The organism is Pseudomonas rhodesiae, assembly GCF_007858255.1.
Lineage (GTDB): Bacteria > Pseudomonadota > Gammaproteobacteria > Pseudomonadales > Pseudomonadaceae > Aquipseudomonas > Aquipseudomonas rhodesiae.
On sequence record NZ_VFEU01000002.1, the window covers coordinates 197,611 to 214,467 of the forward strand.

Here is a 16,857-nt window from a genome sequence, read left to right on the forward strand (position 1 = left end):
TGCTTTTGCCGAAAATACTGTTTTGATGGCGCCTCGGTGAGATTCTGCGTGCGCCTGATCGCTTAGGTGGGGGCTCGAACTGATTCTGTGCGACGAGCGGTCAGCCGTAAGGGCGGCCCCTCCTGGCAGCGGTTCGGGCGTTAGCGGCTTGGAATTAAGTCGGTAAAAACACACGGGCTGTTGTTGCACCTGGGTCTTTCTGGTATAAAGCAGCGCTCTTTTCTAGGGGCCCGGTTCCTTCGCTTGTAGGTGTAGCCGGTAAGACCCTAAAGAAACGCGGCGCCTGGCGCCAAATGACTGAGAGATTAAGCGGCCAACCCATGCCGGGTTGGGCATGTGGTTTTAGAGGGCTGAGGCATGTCGAGAGTCTGTCAAGTTACCGGTAAGGGTCCGGTGACTGGGAATAACATTTCCCACGCAAATAACAAAACCCGTCGTCGTTTCCTGCCGAACCTGCAGCATCACCGCTTCTGGGTTGAAGAAGAGAAACGTTTCGTGCGTCTGCGCGTATCCGCCAAAGGCATGCGTATCATCGACAAGCGTGGCATCACTGCCGTGCTGGCCGACATCCGCCGCGCTGCCAAGGTTTAAGGAGCTATATCATGCGTGAATTGATTCGAATGATCTCTAGCGCCGGTACTGGTCACTTCTACACTACCGACAAGAACAAGCGTACTACCCCGGACAAGCTCGAAAAGAAAATGTTCGACCCGCGCGTTCGCAAGCACGTGATCTACAAAGAAGGCAAAATCAAGTAATTGATTTCCTTCCTTGTGAAAAAAAGCCCGTATCTCACGATGCGGGCTTTTTTTTGCGTGCGATTTGCTGATCAGGCTTTCTGTTCGAACACCACGTAGATTTTGCGACAAGGTTCGAGCACTTCCCAGGTCCCGGTGAAACCGGCGGGGATCACGAAGCGGTCGCCAGCGCGCAGGGTCTTGGCGTTGCCCTGATCATCGCGCAGTACCGACACGCCCTGCACGATCTCGCAGTATTCATGTTCGGTGTAGTTAACCTTCCATTGCCCCACTTCACCCTCCCAGACCCCCGCATTCATCTGGCCACAGGGGCTGTTGTAGTGGTTGTAGAGGGTCTGCTCGGGGTCGCCCTTGAGGATTTTTTCCGCGCCAGGGCGGTAGCGTTCGGGGGCGGTGTTGGCTTGGCTGAAGTCGACGATGTCTTGGATGCTCATGTGCATATCCCGTCTGGCCTGCGGTTGGTGAGGCCAAAGTCTATGTTTATTAAAATGAACATCGCAAGGGCGTTTGCCGCCGTTATGTCAAATATATTGAAACATCCCTGGTCGCTGGTTTAGGGTGGCAGCTGCCTTTGGCCGAACAGCTGGCTGGCGGGCAAGAATTCTTTGAGGCTGCCGGGCGACATCGCCTGGCCCTCGTATTCAATAAGAGGAGGACACTCGCATGACCACCCTGACCCGTGCCGACTGGGAACAACGCGCCAAGGATCTGAAGATCGAAGGCCGCGCCTACATCAATGGCGAATACACCGCCGCCGTTTCTGGCGACACCTTCGAGTGCATCAGCCCGGTCGATGGGCGCCTGCTGGCCACGGTTGCCAGCTGTGACGCCGACGATGCCCAGCGCGCCGTTGAGAACGCCCGTGCCACCTTCAATTCAGGCGTGTGGTCGCGCCTGGCACCGGCCAAACGCAAAGCCACCATGATCCGTTTCGCCGCGCTGCTCAAAGCCAACGCCGAAGAGCTGGCGCTGCTCGAAACCCTGGACATGGGCAAGCCTATCAGCGATTCCCTGTATATCGACGTGCCCGGTGCCGCCAATGCCTTGAGCTGGAGCGGTGAAGCGATCGACAAGATCTACGATGAAGTCGCGGCCACCCCCCATGATCAACTGGGCCTGGTGACCCGTGAGCCGGTCGGCGTGGTTGGCGCCATCGTACCGTGGAACTTCCCGTTGATGATGGCCTGCTGGAAACTCGGCCCGGCACTATCCACCGGTAACTCGGTGATCCTCAAGCCGTCCGAAAAATCTCCGCTGACCGCCATCCGTATCGCGGCCCTGGCCGTTGAAGCGGGGATTCCGAAAGGCGTATTCAACGTTCTACCAGGCTACGGCCACACCGTGGGTAACGCCTTGGCGCTGCACATGGACGTCGACACGCTGGTGTTCACTGGCTCGACCAAGATCGCCAAGCAGCTGTTGATTCGCTCTGGTGAGTCGAACATGAAGCGTGTTTGGTTGGAAGCAGGCGGCAAGAGCCCCAACATCGTGTTCGCCGACGCCCCCGACCTGCAGGCCGCCGCCGAGTCGGCCGCCAGTGCCATTGCCTTCAACCAGGGCGAAGTGTGCACCGCCGGTTCGCGCCTGCTGGTGGAGCGCTCGATCAAGGATACATTCTTGCCCCTGGTGATCGAGGCCCTCAAAGGCTGGAAGCCCGGCAACCCGCTGGACCCGGCGACCAATGTTGGCGCCCTGGTGGACACCCAGCAGATGAACACCGTGCTGTCCTACATCGAAGCCGGTCACGCCGATGGCGCCAAGCTGGTGGCGGGCGGCAAGCGCACGCTGGAAGAGACCGGCGGCACCTACGTCGAACCAACGATTTTCGATGGTGTGACCAATGCCATGAGAATCGCCCAGGAAGAAATTTTTGGTCCAGTGCTGTCGGTGATCACTTTCGACAGCGCCGAAGAAGCGATCAAGATTGCCAACGACACCCAATACGGCCTGGCCGCGGCGGTGTGGACTGCGGATATCTCCAAGGCGCACCTGACCGCCAAGGCGCTGCGCGCGGGTAGTGTGTGGGTCAACCAGTACGATGGCGGCGACATGACCGCGCCGTTCGGTGGCTTCAAGCAGTCGGGCAACGGTCGTGACAAGTCGCTGCACGCGTTCGACAAATACACCGAGCTGAAAGCCACCTGGATCAAGCTGTAAGCAACACTGCCGGGCCCGTGTAGGAGCGAGCTTGTGCGGGAGCCGGCTTGCCTGCGATAGCATCACCGAAGTGTGGTTGACACACCGAGGCGTTTGCATCGCGGGCAAGCCCGGCTCCCGCGCAAGCTCGCTCCTACAGTTCGTTTTGAACCTAGAAAATAATTATCCACAGGAGCGTGGCAATGCGTTGGGCGACTTACTTTGCCGTCCTGGCTTCGGTACTCAGCGTGGGCTTGGCCCTGGGCGTCAGCATGCCGCTGGTCTCCCTGCGCCTGGAGAGCTGGGGCTACGGCAGTTTCGCCATTGGCGTAATGGCCGCGATGCCGGCCTTCGGCGTGCTGCTCGGCGCTAAGCTTTCCAGCCGCTTGGCCGCTTGGCTCGGTACGGCAAACCTGATGCGTTTGTGTCTGTGGGCGGGTGCGATGTCCATCGGTTTACTGGCGATCCTGCCCAGTTATCCCGTGTGGCTGGTGCTGCGTTTGATGATTGGGGTGATCCTGACCATTGTTTTTATCCTTGGCGAAAGCTGGATCAATCAATTAGTGGTGGAGCAATGGCGTGGCCGGCTGGTGGCGCTGTATGGCTGCAGCTATGCGCTGAGCCAACTGTCGGGCCCGTTGTTGTTGGGTGTGATCGGCACCGGGCATGACTACGGTTTCTGGGTCGGCGTAGGGCTGCTGATGGTTGCGCCGTTACTGTTGCTGGGGCGTTCCGGCGCGCCGACGGCCGATTCGTTTAGCGTCACTTTCGCCGAGCTTTGGCGTTTTTGCCGGAGCCTGCCGGCCATTGCCTGGGCGGTGGCGCTGTTCGCCGCGTTCGAAGCGATGATCCTGACACTGCTGCCGGTGTACTGCCTGCAACAGGGATTCAGCGCCGAGATTGCCCTGGCGATGGTCAGCACCGTGGTCGTCGGCGATGCGTTGCTGCAATTGCCCATCGGCGCGCTGGCCGATTATCTGCCACGCCGTACTCTGTTTCTCGGCTGTGCGCTGCTGTTGCTGGCATCGAGCCTGGCGATTCCTGCGCTGCTGCACACGCTGCTGATCTGGCCGGTGTGGGTGCTGTTCGGCGCCAGTGCGGGCGGGTTGTTCACGTTGTCGTTGATTCTGATCGGCGAGCGCTACCGCGACGACGCGCTGGTGCGGGCCAACGCCCATATCGCGCAGCTATGGGGCATCGGGTGTCTGTTGGGGCCATTGATCGCTGGCGCCGGCAGCCAATGGGTCAGCGGGCACGCACTGCCGTTGCTGATGGCTGGCGGGGCATTGGGGCTGGTGCTGTTGTTAATGCGCAAAGGTGCTTTCGGCGCTACACAGCCTTGTTCTTAAAGCATGCGCTCCAGGCCGACCGAGGTAGCGAACCACGCATTGAACCGCCGCCACCAACTACCTGGCTCGCGCGTCAGGGTGTGCAGTTGGCCGTCGTCTTCGGTTACCCACACCACTTGGCCGTCTTGTAGTTTCGCCTCATAACTGAGGGCGGGCGCCATGCCTTGCAGCGCCAGATTGCGTACGTGCTCGGCCAGTTCGGGGCTGTCCACCAGCACCCCGACCTCGGTGTTCCACAGCACCGAGCGGGGATCGAAGTTGAACGAGCCGATAAATGATTTCTCGCGATCAAAGATCATTGCCTTGCTGTGCAGGCTGGAGTCCGAACCGCGGAACGAGCCGCGCCGGAACAGATGCGGCCCACTGCCGGCGCTCGGGTCGCCGGGTTGGCGGCGCAGTTCGTACAGCTTCACGCCGTGCTCCAGCAACGCTTTGCGGTACGGCGCGTAACCGCCGTGCACAGCCGGTACGTCGGTGGCTTCCAGGGAGTTAGTCAGCAGGCTGACTGATACGCCGGCATCGGCGAGTCCGGTGAGGTACACCAGCCCAGGTTGGCCTGGCACGAAGTACGCCGAAATCATCATCAGTTCACGGTTGACCCTTTCCAGCTCAGGTGCCAGTTGAGTGGTCAGCAGTAGCTGCGGGTCCGGGTCGGCTTTGGCCAGTACCTTGCTCGGTGCATCCCACAGTGCCTGGTTCCAGGCCCAGATCAGTTCGCGGCGCCAGATGGCCATGCGCGGTTGGGTCTGGTAGGCGCGCAGGCGGTTGTACAGGGCATGATGTTGTTGGCGCGACTCCGCCAGTGACGCCGCCAAACCCGCGCGGGCGGCGGCCAGATCCTCTTTGGAGGGCAGGGTAGAGACGAAGTTGTCGATCGGCTTGCTCAAGGCGCTGTTCCAGTATTGATCGAAACTGTGACCCAATTGCTCGGCCACCGGCCCGACGCTGAGCATGTCGATATCGGTGAAGTTCAGGTTGGGCTCGGCGTCGAAATACTCATCCCCCAGGTTGCGGCCGCCGACGATGGCTGCACTGTTGTCCGCCAACCACAGCTTGTTGTGCATGCGCCGGTGTTGCAGCGACAGGTTGAACAGGCGGCCCATGGCCCGCGTGGCGCCCGTGCTGCGCCCCAGATGCAGCGGGTTGAACAGGCGGATTTGGATGTTGGGGTGGGCGGCGAGGGTGGCGATCACCTGGTCGAGGCTGTCGCTGGTGGTGTCGTCCAGCAGGATGCGTACACGCACGCCACGGTCGGCGGCTTTGAGCAGTTCGTCCACCAGCATGCGCGTGCTGATGCCGTCATGCACGATGTAGTACTGCAGGTCGAGGCTGGTCTGGGCGTTGCGGATCAGTTCGGCGCGGGCCATAAAGGCTTCGCTGCTGTTGGGCAGCAGGCGAAAGCCCGAGCGCCCTTGATAGGGCGCCGCCTGGGCCTGGATAGAGCGGCCGAACGAGGATTGTCCGGCCGGCAGTGCGTCGCTGGGCACTCGAGGCGCAGTCACCGTGGCGCAGCCGCCCAGGGCGAGGGCTCCCAACAGGAGGAACGGTAAAAGCCGTTGGATCATCAAGGGAGTCGCTTCCGGATCAGGGCAGTAGTCGGCATATGACGGCTATTTGCCGTGAAAGGTCAGTCCGCTGATTCGGCCAGCATTTTGCTCGCGGCGATGCCGACCTTGCGCACTGCTTCTTCGATCTGCGGGGTTGGCTTGGCAGCGTAGTTCATGCGCAGGCAATTGCGGTACTTGCCGGATGCAGAAAAGATGCTTCCTACAGCCACCTGTACGCCTTGTTCCACCAGCACACGGTTGAGTTTGAGGGTGTCGAAGCCCTCCGGTAGTTCTACCCACAGCATGAAGCTGCCCTGAGGCCGGCTGGCGCGGGTGCCAGCGGGGAAATACCGGCTGACCCAATCGAGCATCAGGTCACGATTGCGCTGGTATTGGGTGCGCATCCGACGCAAATGTGGTTCGAAATGCCCGCCCTTGAGGAATTCGGCGATCGCGATCTGCGGCTGTGTGGCGGTAGAACCGGTGCTGATGTATTTCATGTGCAGCACTCGCTCCAAATAGCGTCCCGGTGCAACCCAGCCAATACGCAGGCCTGGGGCGAGGGTTTTGGAGAATGAACTGCACAACAGTACGCGGCCGTCTTCATCGAAGGATTTGATCGTGCGCGGGCGTGGGTAGCTGTAGGCCAATTCGCCGTAGACATCGTCTTCGATAATCGCCACATCGAAGCGCTGGGCCAGGGTCAGCAGCGCACGCTTGCGTGCCTCGGGCATGATGTAGCCCAGCGGGTTGTTACAGTTGGGGGTCAACTGGATGACCTTGATCGGCCACTGCTCCAAGGCCAGCTCCAGCGCTTCGAGGCTGATGCCGGTGAGCGGGTCGGTAGGAATTTCCAGGGCCTTCATGCCCAGGCCCTTGAGGGTCTGCATGGCGCCATGGAAGCTCGGCGAGTCCACCGCGACGATATCGCCGGGTTCACAGATGGCGTGGATGCTGGCGGAGAGTGCCTCGTGGCAGCCGGTGGTGATCACGATGTCTTCGGCGCCCAGTTGGCAGCCGGAATCCAATGACAGTCGAGCAATCTGCTCGCGCAACTCCATACAGCCGAGAATGTTGTCGTAATACAGGCCGGGAAGATCCTGGCGTCGACTGACGCGGGCCAGGCTGCGCAGCAGGGGTTTGAGGGTGGGTGACAACACATCGGGCATGCCGCGGCCCATCTGTATGACGTCTTTACGCGGTACGGCGCGAATAAGTTCCAGCACCTGATCCCATTGGGAAATCTCCACTGGGCGCTGTGCCGGACGGCCTATTTCCGGCAGGGCGGGGAGCTCACGGCCCACGGGTACGAAGTAACCGGACTTGGGTTTGGGGGTTGCCAGGCCGTTGTCTTCCAGCAAGCGATAGGCCTGTTGCACGGTGCTCAGGCTTACCCCGTGCTCCACACTCAACGCACGGACGGAGGGCAACCGGTCGCCGGGGCGGTAGAAGCCTTGTTCGATGCGAGTACCCAGCAGTTCGGCGAGGTTGACGTAGAGGGTCATGGCGGTCGCTCCCGGGACCAGTACAGATCCTGGGAAAATACAGGATTCAGCCGCCCAGTGGCAGTATCTGTATGGATTTAATAGATAAAAGTTGAATCTGTAATGGTTTTACTCGCTCGCTCATTCTAGTCACTCATGGCAACCGGCAAATGAGGGGCAACAGAATGAACGGTATAAGCGATGTGCGCCTGAGGTTACACAGTCAGGAACTGGAGGCTGACCACGCACGGGTCGCAACGCCAGGCGATATCAGCCGTTGGGGGCTGTTCTGGCGCCGTCGCCACACGCGCAAGGCCTTGCTGAGCATGACCAGCGAGCAGCTGCGCGACATCGGCTTGAGTGCCCAACAGGCGCGCGAGGAAGGTCTGAAACCGTTCTGGCGCGATTGATCAGAGCAGCTCTTTGAGACGGTGCCAAAGCATGCCCAGCGCCAGCAGTGGCGAGCGCAAATGCTTGCCACCGGGGAAGGTCATATGCGGCACCTGGGCGAACAGATCGAAACGCCCCTGCTGTTGGCCGCTGATCGCTTCGGCCAGCAGCCGGCCCGCCAGATGCGTGGCGTTGAGGCCATGGCCGGCGTAAGCCTGGGCGTAATACACATTGGGCTGATCGGCCAGGCGACCGATCTGCGGCAGGCGATTGGCGCCGATGCCGATCATGCCGCCCCATTGGTAATCGATCTTCACGTCGGCCAACTGCGGGAACACTTGCAGCATTTTCGGACGCATATAAGCGCCGATGTCCTTGGGGTCGCGTCCGGAATAATGACAAGCACCGCCGAACAGCAGGCGACGATCGGCGGACAGCCGGAAGTAGTCCACGGTGACTCGCTGATCACACACCGCCATGTTCTGCGGTAGTAATTGCGTGGCCTGGGCTTCACTCAAGGGTTCGGTGGCGATGATATAGCTGCCGGCGGGCAATACCTTGCCGCTCAGGTGAGGGTTGAGGCCGTTGAGATAAGCGTTGCAGGCCAGCACCAGCGTCTTTGCGCGCACTGTGCCCTGGGCGCTGTGGACTTGGACCTCGGAGCCGTAGTCGATGCGGGTCACTTCGGACTGTTCGAACAGCCTCACGCCCAGCCGCTCGGCGGCGGCAGCTTCGCCAAGGGCCAGGTTCAGCGGGTGCAGGTGGCCGGAACCCATGTCGATCATGCCTCCGACGTAGCGCTCGGAACCGATCACACTGCTCATTTCGTTGGCTTGCAGCAAGCGCACTTCATGACGATAACCGAGGCTGCGCAGTTCTTCGGCATCTTCGGCCAGGCCCTGCAGATCGCGAGGTTTGTTGGCGAGGTCGCAATAGCCCCAGGTCAGGTCGCAAGGGATCTGGAAGCGCTCGACGCGCTCGCGCACGATCTCCACGGCTTCCAGGCCCATCTGCTTCATCTGACGCACGCCGTCGGTGCCGATGACGTTGGCGAACTGGTCGAGGCCATGGCCGACGCCGCGAATCAGCTGGCCGCCATTACGTCCGCTGGCGCCCCAGGCGACTTTGCGCGCTTCCAGCAGCACTACGCTGAAACCGCGGTCGGCCAGTTCCAGCGCGGTGTTGAGCCCGGAAAAACCGCCACCTACCACGCACACGTCAGCCGTGACTTCACCCTTCAACGCTGGGTAATCAGGCAGAGGCAGGCTGCTGGCGGCGTAGTAGGAATCGGCGTGCCGGGCGCTGGCGGTCATGGGCGCATCCCTGTTTGGAAAATTTGACGCAGGATACAGCGGTCAGACGGTGCTGTCTGCGCAGGGGAATTTGCGGCAGAATCCATCCCTGTTCGCCGTTGAGTACCTGTTCGATGAGTTGCAACCGTCAGAAGATCAGCGCATTGCGCCGTCAGATTCCTTCGTTCGAGTGTGTTCCGGGCTGCCACGACTGCTGTGGGCCGGTGACCACGTCCCCCGAGGAAATGTCGCGTCTGCCGCGCAAGACCGCTGCCGAGCAGGAAGCCGCCATGGACGAGCTGAACTGCGTCCACCTGGGCCCCACTGGCTGCACGGTGTATGACGAGCGACCGCTGATCTGTCGGTTGTTCGGCACCACCCAAACCTTGCCATGCCCCAACGGGCGCCGGCCGGTGGAGTTGATTCATCCGCGGGTGGAAAAACAAATCCACGAATATATGGCCAGCACCCGGCAGGTATTGGTTTAGTCCGGGATCGGCAGGTTCAGGCTCTCCTTTACCTCTTCCATCACGATATAGCTCTTGGACTCACGCACGTGGGGCAGCTTGAGCAGGATGTCGCCCAGCAGTTTGCGGTACGAGGCCATCTCGGAAATCCGCGCTTTCACTAGATAGTCAAAGTCACCGGACACCAGGTGGCATTCCAGCACATGGGGCAGTTTCAGCACGGCGCGGCGGAACTCTTCGAACGTGTCTCCCGACTTGTAATCCAGGCTGATCTCGACAAATACCAGCAAACTCCCCTTCAAGTGCTGCGGGTTCAACCGTGCGTTGTAGCCCATGATGATCCCCTCGCGCTCCAGGCGCCGCACGCGCTCGGTGCAGGGCGTGGTCGAGAGGCCGACTTTTTCCCCCAGCTCAGTGAACGAGATGCGCCCGTCGGTTTGTAGGATGCGCAGGATATTGCGATCGATCTTGTCCAGCTCCCGTTTGGTCTGGGTGTTGGTACGCATAGGGGATACGCCTCTGTAAAAACGGTTTTTGCCGAGAATTGTCGCCAAATATAGGCATTTATATAGTGAAATGCACTGGTGATTGCTTTTTATACTGCGCCCATCATTGCTCGAATAACACACGTCGGCGGCCACGCCGCGATGAGGATATAAAAATGCGCGTTCTGGTCTTGGGTAGCGGCGTCATTGGTGTCACCAGTGCGTACTATTTGGCGCGGGCCGGTTTCGAAGTGGTGGTCGTCGACCGTCAACCCGCCGCAGCCATGGAAACCAGTTTCGCCAACGCCGGCCAAGTATCTCCCGGTTACGCCTCGCCCTGGGCCGCACCGGGTGTGCCGCTTAAGGCCATGAAATGGCTGCTGCAACGCCACGCGCCGCTGGCCATCAAGGCCACCGCCGATATCGATCAATACCTGTGGATGGCGCAGATGCTGCGCAACTGCACCGCCAGCCGGTATGCAGTGAATAAAGAGCGCATGGTGCGTTTGTCCGAATACAGCCGCGACTGCCTTGATGAGTTGCGCGCCGAGACCGGTATTGCCTACGAAGGCCGCAGCCTCGGTACTACCCAACTGTTCCGCACCCAGGCGCAGTTGGATGGCGCGGCCAAGGACATCGCGGTGCTCAAAGAGTCCGGCGTGCCCTTCGAACTGCTTGACCGTGCCGGCATTGCTCGCGTCGAGCCTGCCCTGGCCAGCGTCACCGATATCCTGGCCGGTGCCCTGCGCTTGCCCAACGATCAGACCGGCGACTGCCAGATGTTCACCACGCGCCTGGCCGAGATGTGCACGCAATTGGGCGTTGAGTTCCGCTTCGAACAAGACATCCAGCGCCTCGATCACGCGGGCGACCGCATCAACGGCGTATGGATCGATGGCAAGCTGGAAACGGCCGATCGCTACGTGCTCGCCTTGGGCAGTTATTCGCCGAAGTTGCTCAAGCCGCTGGGTATCAAGGCCCCGGTGTACCCGCTCAAGGGGTATTCCCTGACTGTGCCGATCACCAACCCGGCGATGGCGCCCACGTCGACCATTCTCGACGAGACTTACAAGGTCGCGATCACCCGTTTCGACAACCGTATCCGCGTCGGTGGCATGGCTGAAATAGCCGGTTTTGACCTGTCGCTGAACCCGCGTCGACGTGAAACCCTGGAGATGATCGTCAACGACCTTTATCCTCAGGGCGGTGATTTGGCCCAGGCTTCGTTCTGGACCGGCCTGCGTCCGACCACACCTGACGGCACGCCGATTGTCGGTGCCACACCGTTCAAGAACCTGTTCCTGAATACCGGCCACGGCACCCTCGGTTGGACCATGGCCTGCGGATCGGGCCGTTTGCTGGCCGACCTGATGGCCAAGAAAACCCCGCAAATCAGCGCCGCAGGCCTCGATATTTCCCGTTATGGCAGCCACCAGGAGTCCGCAAAACATGTCAATCCAGCGCCAGCTCACCAATGAGCGCATGAGCCAGATCGTTGTCCACAGCGGTACCGTGTACCTGGCTGGGCAAGTCGGCGACGACATGGGTGCCGGGATTGAACAGCAGACCCGTGAAACCTTGGCCAATATCGAGCGTTTGCTGGACCTGGCCGGTACCGACAAGACCCGATTGCTGTCGGTGACGATTTATTTGAAAGACATCGACGCCGATTTCGCCGGTATGAACGCGGTGTGGGACGCCTGGTTGCCCAAAGGGGTTGCCCCGGCCCGCGCCACGGTTGAGGCCAAGCTTTGCGAGCCGCAAATTCTGGTAGAACTGTCCGTCGTGGCTGCCCTGCCGTAATTACAGATCCCTCTCCCGGCGCTGAGGTTTGTTGATCAGCGCCGGTTTTTCTTCACTCTGCCGCCTAGAAGCCTGCCGTCATGCGTCCAGCCTGTGCCCTGATCGACCTCCAAGCCCTGCGCCACAACTACCAATTGGCCCGTGAACTCACGGGAGCCAAGGCACTTGCCGTGATTAAGGCCGATGCCTATGGCCACGGTGCCGTGCGCGTGGCCCAGGCGCTGGAAGCCGAGGCCGACGGCTTTGCCGTAGCGTGCATCGAGGAAGCATTGGAACTGCGCGCCGCTGGCATTCGTGCGCCGGTGCTGCTGCTGGAAGGCTTTTTTGAAGCCGACGAGCTGCCTTTGATCATCGAGCATGATTTCTGGTGCGTGGTGCACTCGCTGTGGCAACTGGAGGCGATCGAACAGGCGCGCTTGAGCAAGCCGCTGACCGTCTGGCTCAAGCTGGATTCGGGTATGCACCGCGTGGGCTTGCACCCTAAGGATTATCACGAGGCTTACCAGCGCCTACTGGCCACCGGCAGCGTTGCCAAGATTGTGCTGATGAGCCACTTCGCCCGCGCCGATGAGCTCGATTGCGTGAGCAGTGATGAGCAGGTGGCCGTGTTTGATGCGGCGCGCCAAGGCCTGAGCGCAGAAGTCAGCTTGCGCAATTCGCCATCGGTGATGGGCTGGCCGAATGTGTCCAGCGACTGGGTCCGGCCCGGCATCATGCTTTACGGTGCTACGCCTTTCGGCGAAGCGCAGTCTGTGGCCGCACGTTTGCAGCCGGTGATGACCCTGGAATCGAAAGTGATCTGCGTGCGTGAACTACCGGCGGGTGAGCCCGTAGGCTACGGCGCCAGGTTCATTACGCCCAAGCCGATGCGAATCGGGGTAGTGGCCATGGGTTACGCCGACGGTTACCCGCGCCATGCTCCCACGGGGACGCCGGTGCTGGTGGCCGGGCAGCGCAGTCAGTTGTTGGGGCGTGTGTCCATGGACATGCTGTGCATTGACCTGACGGACGTGCCTCAGGCCGGTCTGGGCTCTACGGTGGAATTGTGGGGCAAGAACATCTTGGCCAGTGACGTGGCCGTCGCCGCCGAGACCATCCCCTACCAGATCTTCTGCAACCTGCGGCGGGTGCCAAGGCTCTACTCCGAGGCCTGACAGGTCGTCACGAATGGAGCTGGTCGGGATTTAGGCCAAAGTGTTGTAAATACTGAACGCTGTCGCCATGATAACGCTCAATTACAACAAAGCCTGAATCCTAGGAGGCACCTGCATTGGACGTCGGCGAACGACTGCAATCCATCCGTAAACTCAAAGGTCTTTCCCAGCGTGAGCTCGCCAAGCGCGCGGGTGTCACCAATAGCACCATTTCGATGATCGAAAAAAACAGTGTCAGCCCTTCGATCAGCTCCTTGCGCAAGGTGCTGGGTGGCATTCCCATGTCCATGGTCGAGTTCTTCTCTGAAGAGATCCTCCAGGAAATACCGACGCAGATCGTCTATAAAGCCAATGAGCTGATCGACATCTCCGACGGCGCGGTCACGATGAAACTGGTGGGCCGCGCGCATCCAAGCCGGGCCATCGCGTTTCTCAACGAGATCTACCCGCCGGGCGCCGACACAGGTGAAGAAATGCTCACCCACGAGGGCGAGGAAACCGGGATTGTGCTGGAAGGCCGGTTGGAGTTGGTGGTCGGTCTTGAAACTTTTGTGCTCGAAGCGGGCGATAGCTACTACTTTGAAAGCACCAAGCCCCACCGTTTTCGCAATCCGTTCGACGTGCCGGCGCGACTAATCAGCGCAGCCACACCCGCGAACTTTTAACAGAAGAGGCGTCCTGCCAGCATTGCAGAGCCGCCCGTAGCTGCATTCCGCCAGACTGAATCTCCCTTTGGTTAATAGGGTTGTTTCAGCCAGGCGGGCTAACCGTTATACTTTCGCCGCCTGCGAAACCGTGGCCGCAGGCGTGAATAGCCACCATTGAGGGTGAACGCGTGAACCTAATTATGAAAATGCTGGCTGCACCAGCAACCGTACTGGCTCTATGGGCTGTCAGCGCTCAAGCTGCCACCAATGATGAGATCGCCAAGCGCCTGGAGCCTGTGGGGCAGGTGTGTGTTCAAGGTCAGGAATGCAAAGGCATGGAAGTGGCCGTGGCTGCCGGCGGTGGTGGAGCGAAAACGGCAGATGACATCATCGCCAAGCACTGCAACGCATGTCACGGCTCGGGTTTGCTTGGCGCGCCGAAAATTGGCGACACCGCGGCCTGGAAAGAGCGCGCTGACCACCAGGGCGGCCTCGATGGCATCCTGGCCAAGGCTATCACCGGCATCAACGCCATGCCGGCTAAAGGTACTTGCGCCGATTGCTCCGATGATGACCTCAAGGGCGCGATCAAGAAGATGTCCGGTCTTTAATCGGCCGATCTTCGTCAAAAATGCCGCTTACGAGCGGCTTTTTTGTGCCTGGGATTCACCCTGAAGGCTGGTTATTGCAGCAAAGAGCCTGCAAGCTCGGTCCAACCCAAATCATGGAATGTCAGGAGGGTCGGATGGTGCAGTTGTGTTCAATCGAGCAAGCAGTTGACGACGTACTGGCGCGGTTGCCGGCGCATATCCACATGGGCCTGCCCCTGGGTTTGGGTAAACCCAATCTGTTCGTCAACGCGTTGTATAGGCGTATTGCCAAGCTACCGGAACGAGCGCTGACCATTTATACCGCTCTAAGCCTGGGCCGCCCGACATTGGGCGACGGTTTGCAGAAGCGTTTTCTCGAACCCTTTATCGAGCGCGTGTTCGGTGATTACCCCGAATTGGACTTTCTCGCCGACCTGCATAAAGACAGCCTGCCGGCCAATATCCACGTACAGCAATTCTTCATGCAGCCCGGCAGCCTGCTGCACAGCGTTTCGGCCCAGCAGGATTACGTCAGCAGCAACTACAGCCATGCAGCCCGCGACATCAACGCCGCCGGCCTGAATCTGGTGGCGCAACTGGTCGCCAGCAGTGCCGAACACCCCGACCGCCTGAGCCTGAGCTGCAACCCCGACATTACCCTCGACCTACTGCCGATGATCGCCAAGCGCCGTGAGGCGGGTGAGACCATCCTGATCGTCGGCCAGGTTCACACCGATTTGCCCTACATGCCCGGTGATTCTGAGCTGGGCATGGACGTATTCGATTACCTGCTCGATGAGAAGGACAGCACCACGCTGTTTTCCACGCCCAATATGCCGGTGGGTTTCCAGGATCACTTTATCGGCCTGCATGCCAGCACCTTGGTGCGCGATGGCGGCACCTTGCAGATCGGCATCGGCTCCATGGGCGACGCGCTGACCGCCGCATTACTGGCGCGCCAGGCGGACAACGAAGCCTATCGCTTGCTGATGACGGACCTGGATGTGTACCGCTGGGCGCCGTTGATCAGCCGTGAAGGCGGCGTCGCGCCCTTCGCCCGTGGCCTGTATGGCTGCAGCGAAATGTTCGTCAATGGCCTGCTGGTGCTGGCCGACGCCGGCATTGTGCGGCGAAAGGTGTACCCGGATGAGGCCACTCAGGAACAGGCAAACGCCGGCTTGCTCGACGATGCGGCGCAGACCGATGGTGTATCGATCCACGGCGGTTTCTTTCTTGGCCCGCGCAGTTTTTACCAGCGCTTGCAGGAAATGACCCATTCCAGGCGTCTTGAATTCAACATGACCCGTATCAGCTACATCAACGAGTTATACGGTCAGGAGGCGCTCAAGCGCCTGCAGCGCCAGGACGCGCGGTTTATCAACAGCGCGATCGTGGTGACGTTGCTGGGCGCGGGTGTGGCTGATCAATTGGAAGACGGCCGCGTACTTAGCGGCGTGGGCGGGCAATACAACTTTGTGGCCCAGGGCCATGCGTTGGAGGGCGCGCGGTCGATCCTGATTCTGCGCAGCTGGCGCGAATCGGCCGGTGAGGTCAGTTCCAATATCCTTTGGGATTACGGCCACTGCACCATTCCACGGCATCTGCGGGACATCGTCATCACCGAATACGGCATCGCGGATTTACGCGGCCAGACGGACGCGAAGGTGATTGAGGCGTTGCTCAACATCACCGACTCGCGCTTCCAGGCCGACTTGATCGAGCAGGCGCAAAAGGCCGGCAAGTTGCCCAAGGATTTTCAGCTCGATCCGCGCTTCAGCGACAACACGCCGGAGCGGCTCCAGGGTATCCAGGCGCGGCATCGACGTTTGTTCCCGGAGTATCCGCTGGGCAGCGATTTCACGGACGAAGAGCGGGATTTGTTGCGCGCCTTGAACTGGCTCAAGAGCAAATTCAAGCTGACGGAGATTCTGGAGTTGGGCAAGGCGGCGCTGGATGCACCGGAGCCGCAGGCGTTTCCAGCGCATTTGAGGCGGATGCGGTTGGATACGCCGGAGGGTTTGAAGGAGGACCTCTACCAGCGCCTATTGCTCGCTGGCTTACAAGCAACCGCACACTAAAAACCAACACAAAGCCAAATGTGGGAGGGCTTGCCCCCTCCCACATTTTGATCCGTGTTCACCTCGTAGCAAATTACTCGATGAAGGTGACGACGCCACCGGCCAGCGACTTCACCCGCGCCAGCGATTCAACCCGATAGCCCTGGGCATCCAGCTCCGCACGGCCACCCTGGAACGACTTCTCGATGACGATCCCCAAACCGGCCACGGTGGCGCCGGCTTGCTTGATGATCGAAATCAGTGCCTGGGACGCCTTGCCGTTGGCCAGGAAGTCATCGATCACCAGCACGCGGTCGCTGCTGGTCAGGTGGCGCGGCGAGATGGCCACGGTGCTTTCGGTTTTCTTGGTGAAGGAATACACCGTCGCCGACAGCAGGTTTTCGGTCAGGGTCAGGGATTGCTGCTTGCGCGCGAAGATCACCGGTACGCCCAGGTTCAGGCCGGTCATGATCGCCGGGGCGATGCCTGAAGCCTCAATGGTGACGATCTTGGTGATGCCCGAATCCTTGAACAGCGCAGCGAATTCGTCGCCGATCAGTTTCATCAGCGCCGGGTCGATCTGGTGGTTCAGAAACGCGTCGACCTTGAGTACCTGATCGGAAAGCACGATGCCTTCTTCGCGAATTTTCTTGTGCAGTGCTTCCACGGAAAGCTTCCTCTAATGGCGCGTTGTGCGC

General features: G+C 60.3%; 18 protein-coding genes. 12 read left to right on the plus strand and 6 right to left on the minus strand.

Translation table 11 applies throughout. The features are described from left to right. Window positions 1-357 precede the first annotated feature (357 nt). On the plus strand, window positions 358-591 hold the full coding sequence (rpmB, locus tag FIV35_RS03135) for a 50S ribosomal protein L28 (RefSeq protein WP_034101474.1): 234 nt from the start codon (window positions 358-360) through the stop codon (window positions 589-591). An 11-nt stretch (window positions 592-602) separates the two neighbouring features. After that, entirely contained in the window at window positions 603-758 is a 156-nt protein-coding gene (rpmG, locus tag FIV35_RS03140) for a 50S ribosomal protein L33 (protein ID WP_003176906.1), read from the plus strand. Between the two features lie 71 nt (window positions 759-829). On the opposite strand, the gene FIV35_RS03145 is transcribed toward rpmG, so the two are convergent. Next, on the minus strand, window positions 830-1,192 hold the full coding sequence (locus FIV35_RS03145) for a cupin domain-containing protein (RefSeq protein WP_034101473.1): 363 nt from the start codon (window positions 1,190-1,192) through the stop codon (window positions 830-832). A gap of 229 nt (window positions 1,193-1,421) precedes the next feature. Here FIV35_RS03145 and FIV35_RS03150 point away from each other — a divergent pair, with 229 nt between their 5' ends. Both FIV35_RS03150 and FIV35_RS03155 read left to right on the plus strand, forming a co-directional pair. Continuing rightward, window positions 1,422-2,915 carry an aldehyde dehydrogenase gene (locus FIV35_RS03150; protein WP_034101472.1) on the plus strand — a complete coding sequence of 498 codons (1,494 nt, stop codon included), beginning with the start codon at window positions 1,422-1,424 and terminating at the stop codon, window positions 2,913-2,915. Window positions 2,916-3,097: 182 nt separating this feature from the next. Then, window positions 3,098-4,243, plus strand: coding sequence for an MFS transporter (locus FIV35_RS03155; protein WP_034139817.1), 1,146 nt, complete (start codon window positions 3,098-3,100; stop codon window positions 4,241-4,243). On the opposite strand, the gene FIV35_RS03160 is transcribed toward FIV35_RS03155, so the two are convergent. Together FIV35_RS03160 and FIV35_RS03165 are read right to left on the minus strand one after the other, a co-directional pair. After that, window positions 4,240-5,808: a phospholipase D family protein gene (locus tag FIV35_RS03160; RefSeq protein WP_034139816.1), complete on the minus strand. Its 1,569-nt coding sequence runs from the start codon at window positions 5,806-5,808 to the stop codon at window positions 4,240-4,242. The genes FIV35_RS03155 and FIV35_RS03160 overlap by 4 nt on opposite strands. A gap of 62 nt (window positions 5,809-5,870) precedes the next feature. Then, the gene (locus tag FIV35_RS03165) at window positions 5,871-7,295 is read right to left on the minus strand and encodes an aminotransferase-like domain-containing protein (RefSeq protein WP_034139815.1); all 1,425 of its coding nucleotides are present in this window, start codon (window positions 7,293-7,295) and stop codon (window positions 5,871-5,873) included. A 164-nt stretch (window positions 7,296-7,459) separates the two neighbouring features. Here FIV35_RS03165 and FIV35_RS03170 point away from each other — a divergent pair, with 164 nt between their 5' ends. Further along, window positions 7,460-7,684, plus strand: coding sequence for a DUF1127 domain-containing protein (locus FIV35_RS03170; protein ID WP_034139814.1), 225 nt, complete (start codon window positions 7,460-7,462; stop codon window positions 7,682-7,684). On the opposite strand, the gene FIV35_RS03175 is transcribed toward FIV35_RS03170, so the two are convergent. Beyond that, window positions 7,685-8,977 carry an NAD(P)/FAD-dependent oxidoreductase gene (locus FIV35_RS03175; protein ID WP_034139813.1) on the minus strand — a complete coding sequence of 431 codons (1,293 nt, stop codon included), beginning with the start codon at window positions 8,975-8,977 and terminating at the stop codon, window positions 7,685-7,687. 113 nt (window positions 8,978-9,090) lie between these two features. On the opposite strand from FIV35_RS03175, the gene FIV35_RS03180 reads away from it, so the two are divergent. Then, window positions 9,091-9,444: a YkgJ family cysteine cluster protein gene (locus tag FIV35_RS03180; RefSeq protein ID WP_034115453.1), complete on the plus strand. Its 354-nt coding sequence runs from the start codon at window positions 9,091-9,093 to the stop codon at window positions 9,442-9,444. Here FIV35_RS03180 and FIV35_RS03185 read toward each other — a convergent pair. After that, complete coding sequence (locus FIV35_RS03185) at window positions 9,441-9,929, minus strand: Lrp/AsnC ligand binding domain-containing protein (RefSeq protein ID WP_003176896.1); 489 nt, start codon at window positions 9,927-9,929, stop codon at window positions 9,441-9,443. The two genes, FIV35_RS03180 and FIV35_RS03185, sit on opposite strands and share 4 nt — an antisense overlap. A gap of 155 nt (window positions 9,930-10,084) precedes the next feature. Between FIV35_RS03185 and dadA the strand changes: the two genes are divergently transcribed. From dadA to FIV35_RS03215, 6 genes are all read left to right on the plus strand, one after another. Then, complete coding sequence (gene dadA / locus FIV35_RS03190) at window positions 10,085-11,386, plus strand: D-amino acid dehydrogenase (RefSeq protein WP_034139812.1); 1,302 nt, start codon at window positions 10,085-10,087, stop codon at window positions 11,384-11,386. Continuing rightward, window positions 11,358-11,711 (plus strand): RidA family protein, encoded by a 354-nt coding sequence (locus FIV35_RS03195; protein ID WP_034101463.1) that lies wholly within the window; start codon window positions 11,358-11,360, stop codon window positions 11,709-11,711. The genes dadA and FIV35_RS03195 overlap by 29 nt, the downstream gene beginning before the upstream one ends. Before the next feature lie 80 nt (window positions 11,712-11,791). Further along, window positions 11,792-12,865, plus strand: coding sequence for an alanine racemase (gene alr, locus FIV35_RS03200; protein ID WP_034139811.1), 1,074 nt, complete (start codon window positions 11,792-11,794; stop codon window positions 12,863-12,865). 116 nt (window positions 12,866-12,981) lie between these two features. Further along, entirely contained in the window at window positions 12,982-13,530 is a 549-nt protein-coding gene (locus FIV35_RS03205) for a cupin domain-containing protein (RefSeq protein WP_034139810.1), read from the plus strand. A 182-nt stretch (window positions 13,531-13,712) separates the two neighbouring features. Then, window positions 13,713-14,123: a c-type cytochrome gene (locus FIV35_RS03210; RefSeq protein ID WP_034101461.1), complete on the plus strand. Its 411-nt coding sequence runs from the start codon at window positions 13,713-13,715 to the stop codon at window positions 14,121-14,123. Between the two features lie 134 nt (window positions 14,124-14,257). After that, window positions 14,258-16,180 carry an acetyl-CoA hydrolase/transferase C-terminal domain-containing protein gene (locus tag FIV35_RS03215; RefSeq protein WP_034139809.1) on the plus strand — a complete coding sequence of 641 codons (1,923 nt, stop codon included), beginning with the start codon at window positions 14,258-14,260 and terminating at the stop codon, window positions 16,178-16,180. 73 nt (window positions 16,181-16,253) lie between these two features. Here FIV35_RS03215 and FIV35_RS03220 read toward each other — a convergent pair whose 3' ends face one another. Further along, complete coding sequence (locus tag FIV35_RS03220) at window positions 16,254-16,826, minus strand: xanthine phosphoribosyltransferase (protein ID WP_003195447.1); 573 nt, start codon at window positions 16,824-16,826, stop codon at window positions 16,254-16,256. Window positions 16,827-16,857 lie beyond the last annotated feature (31 nt).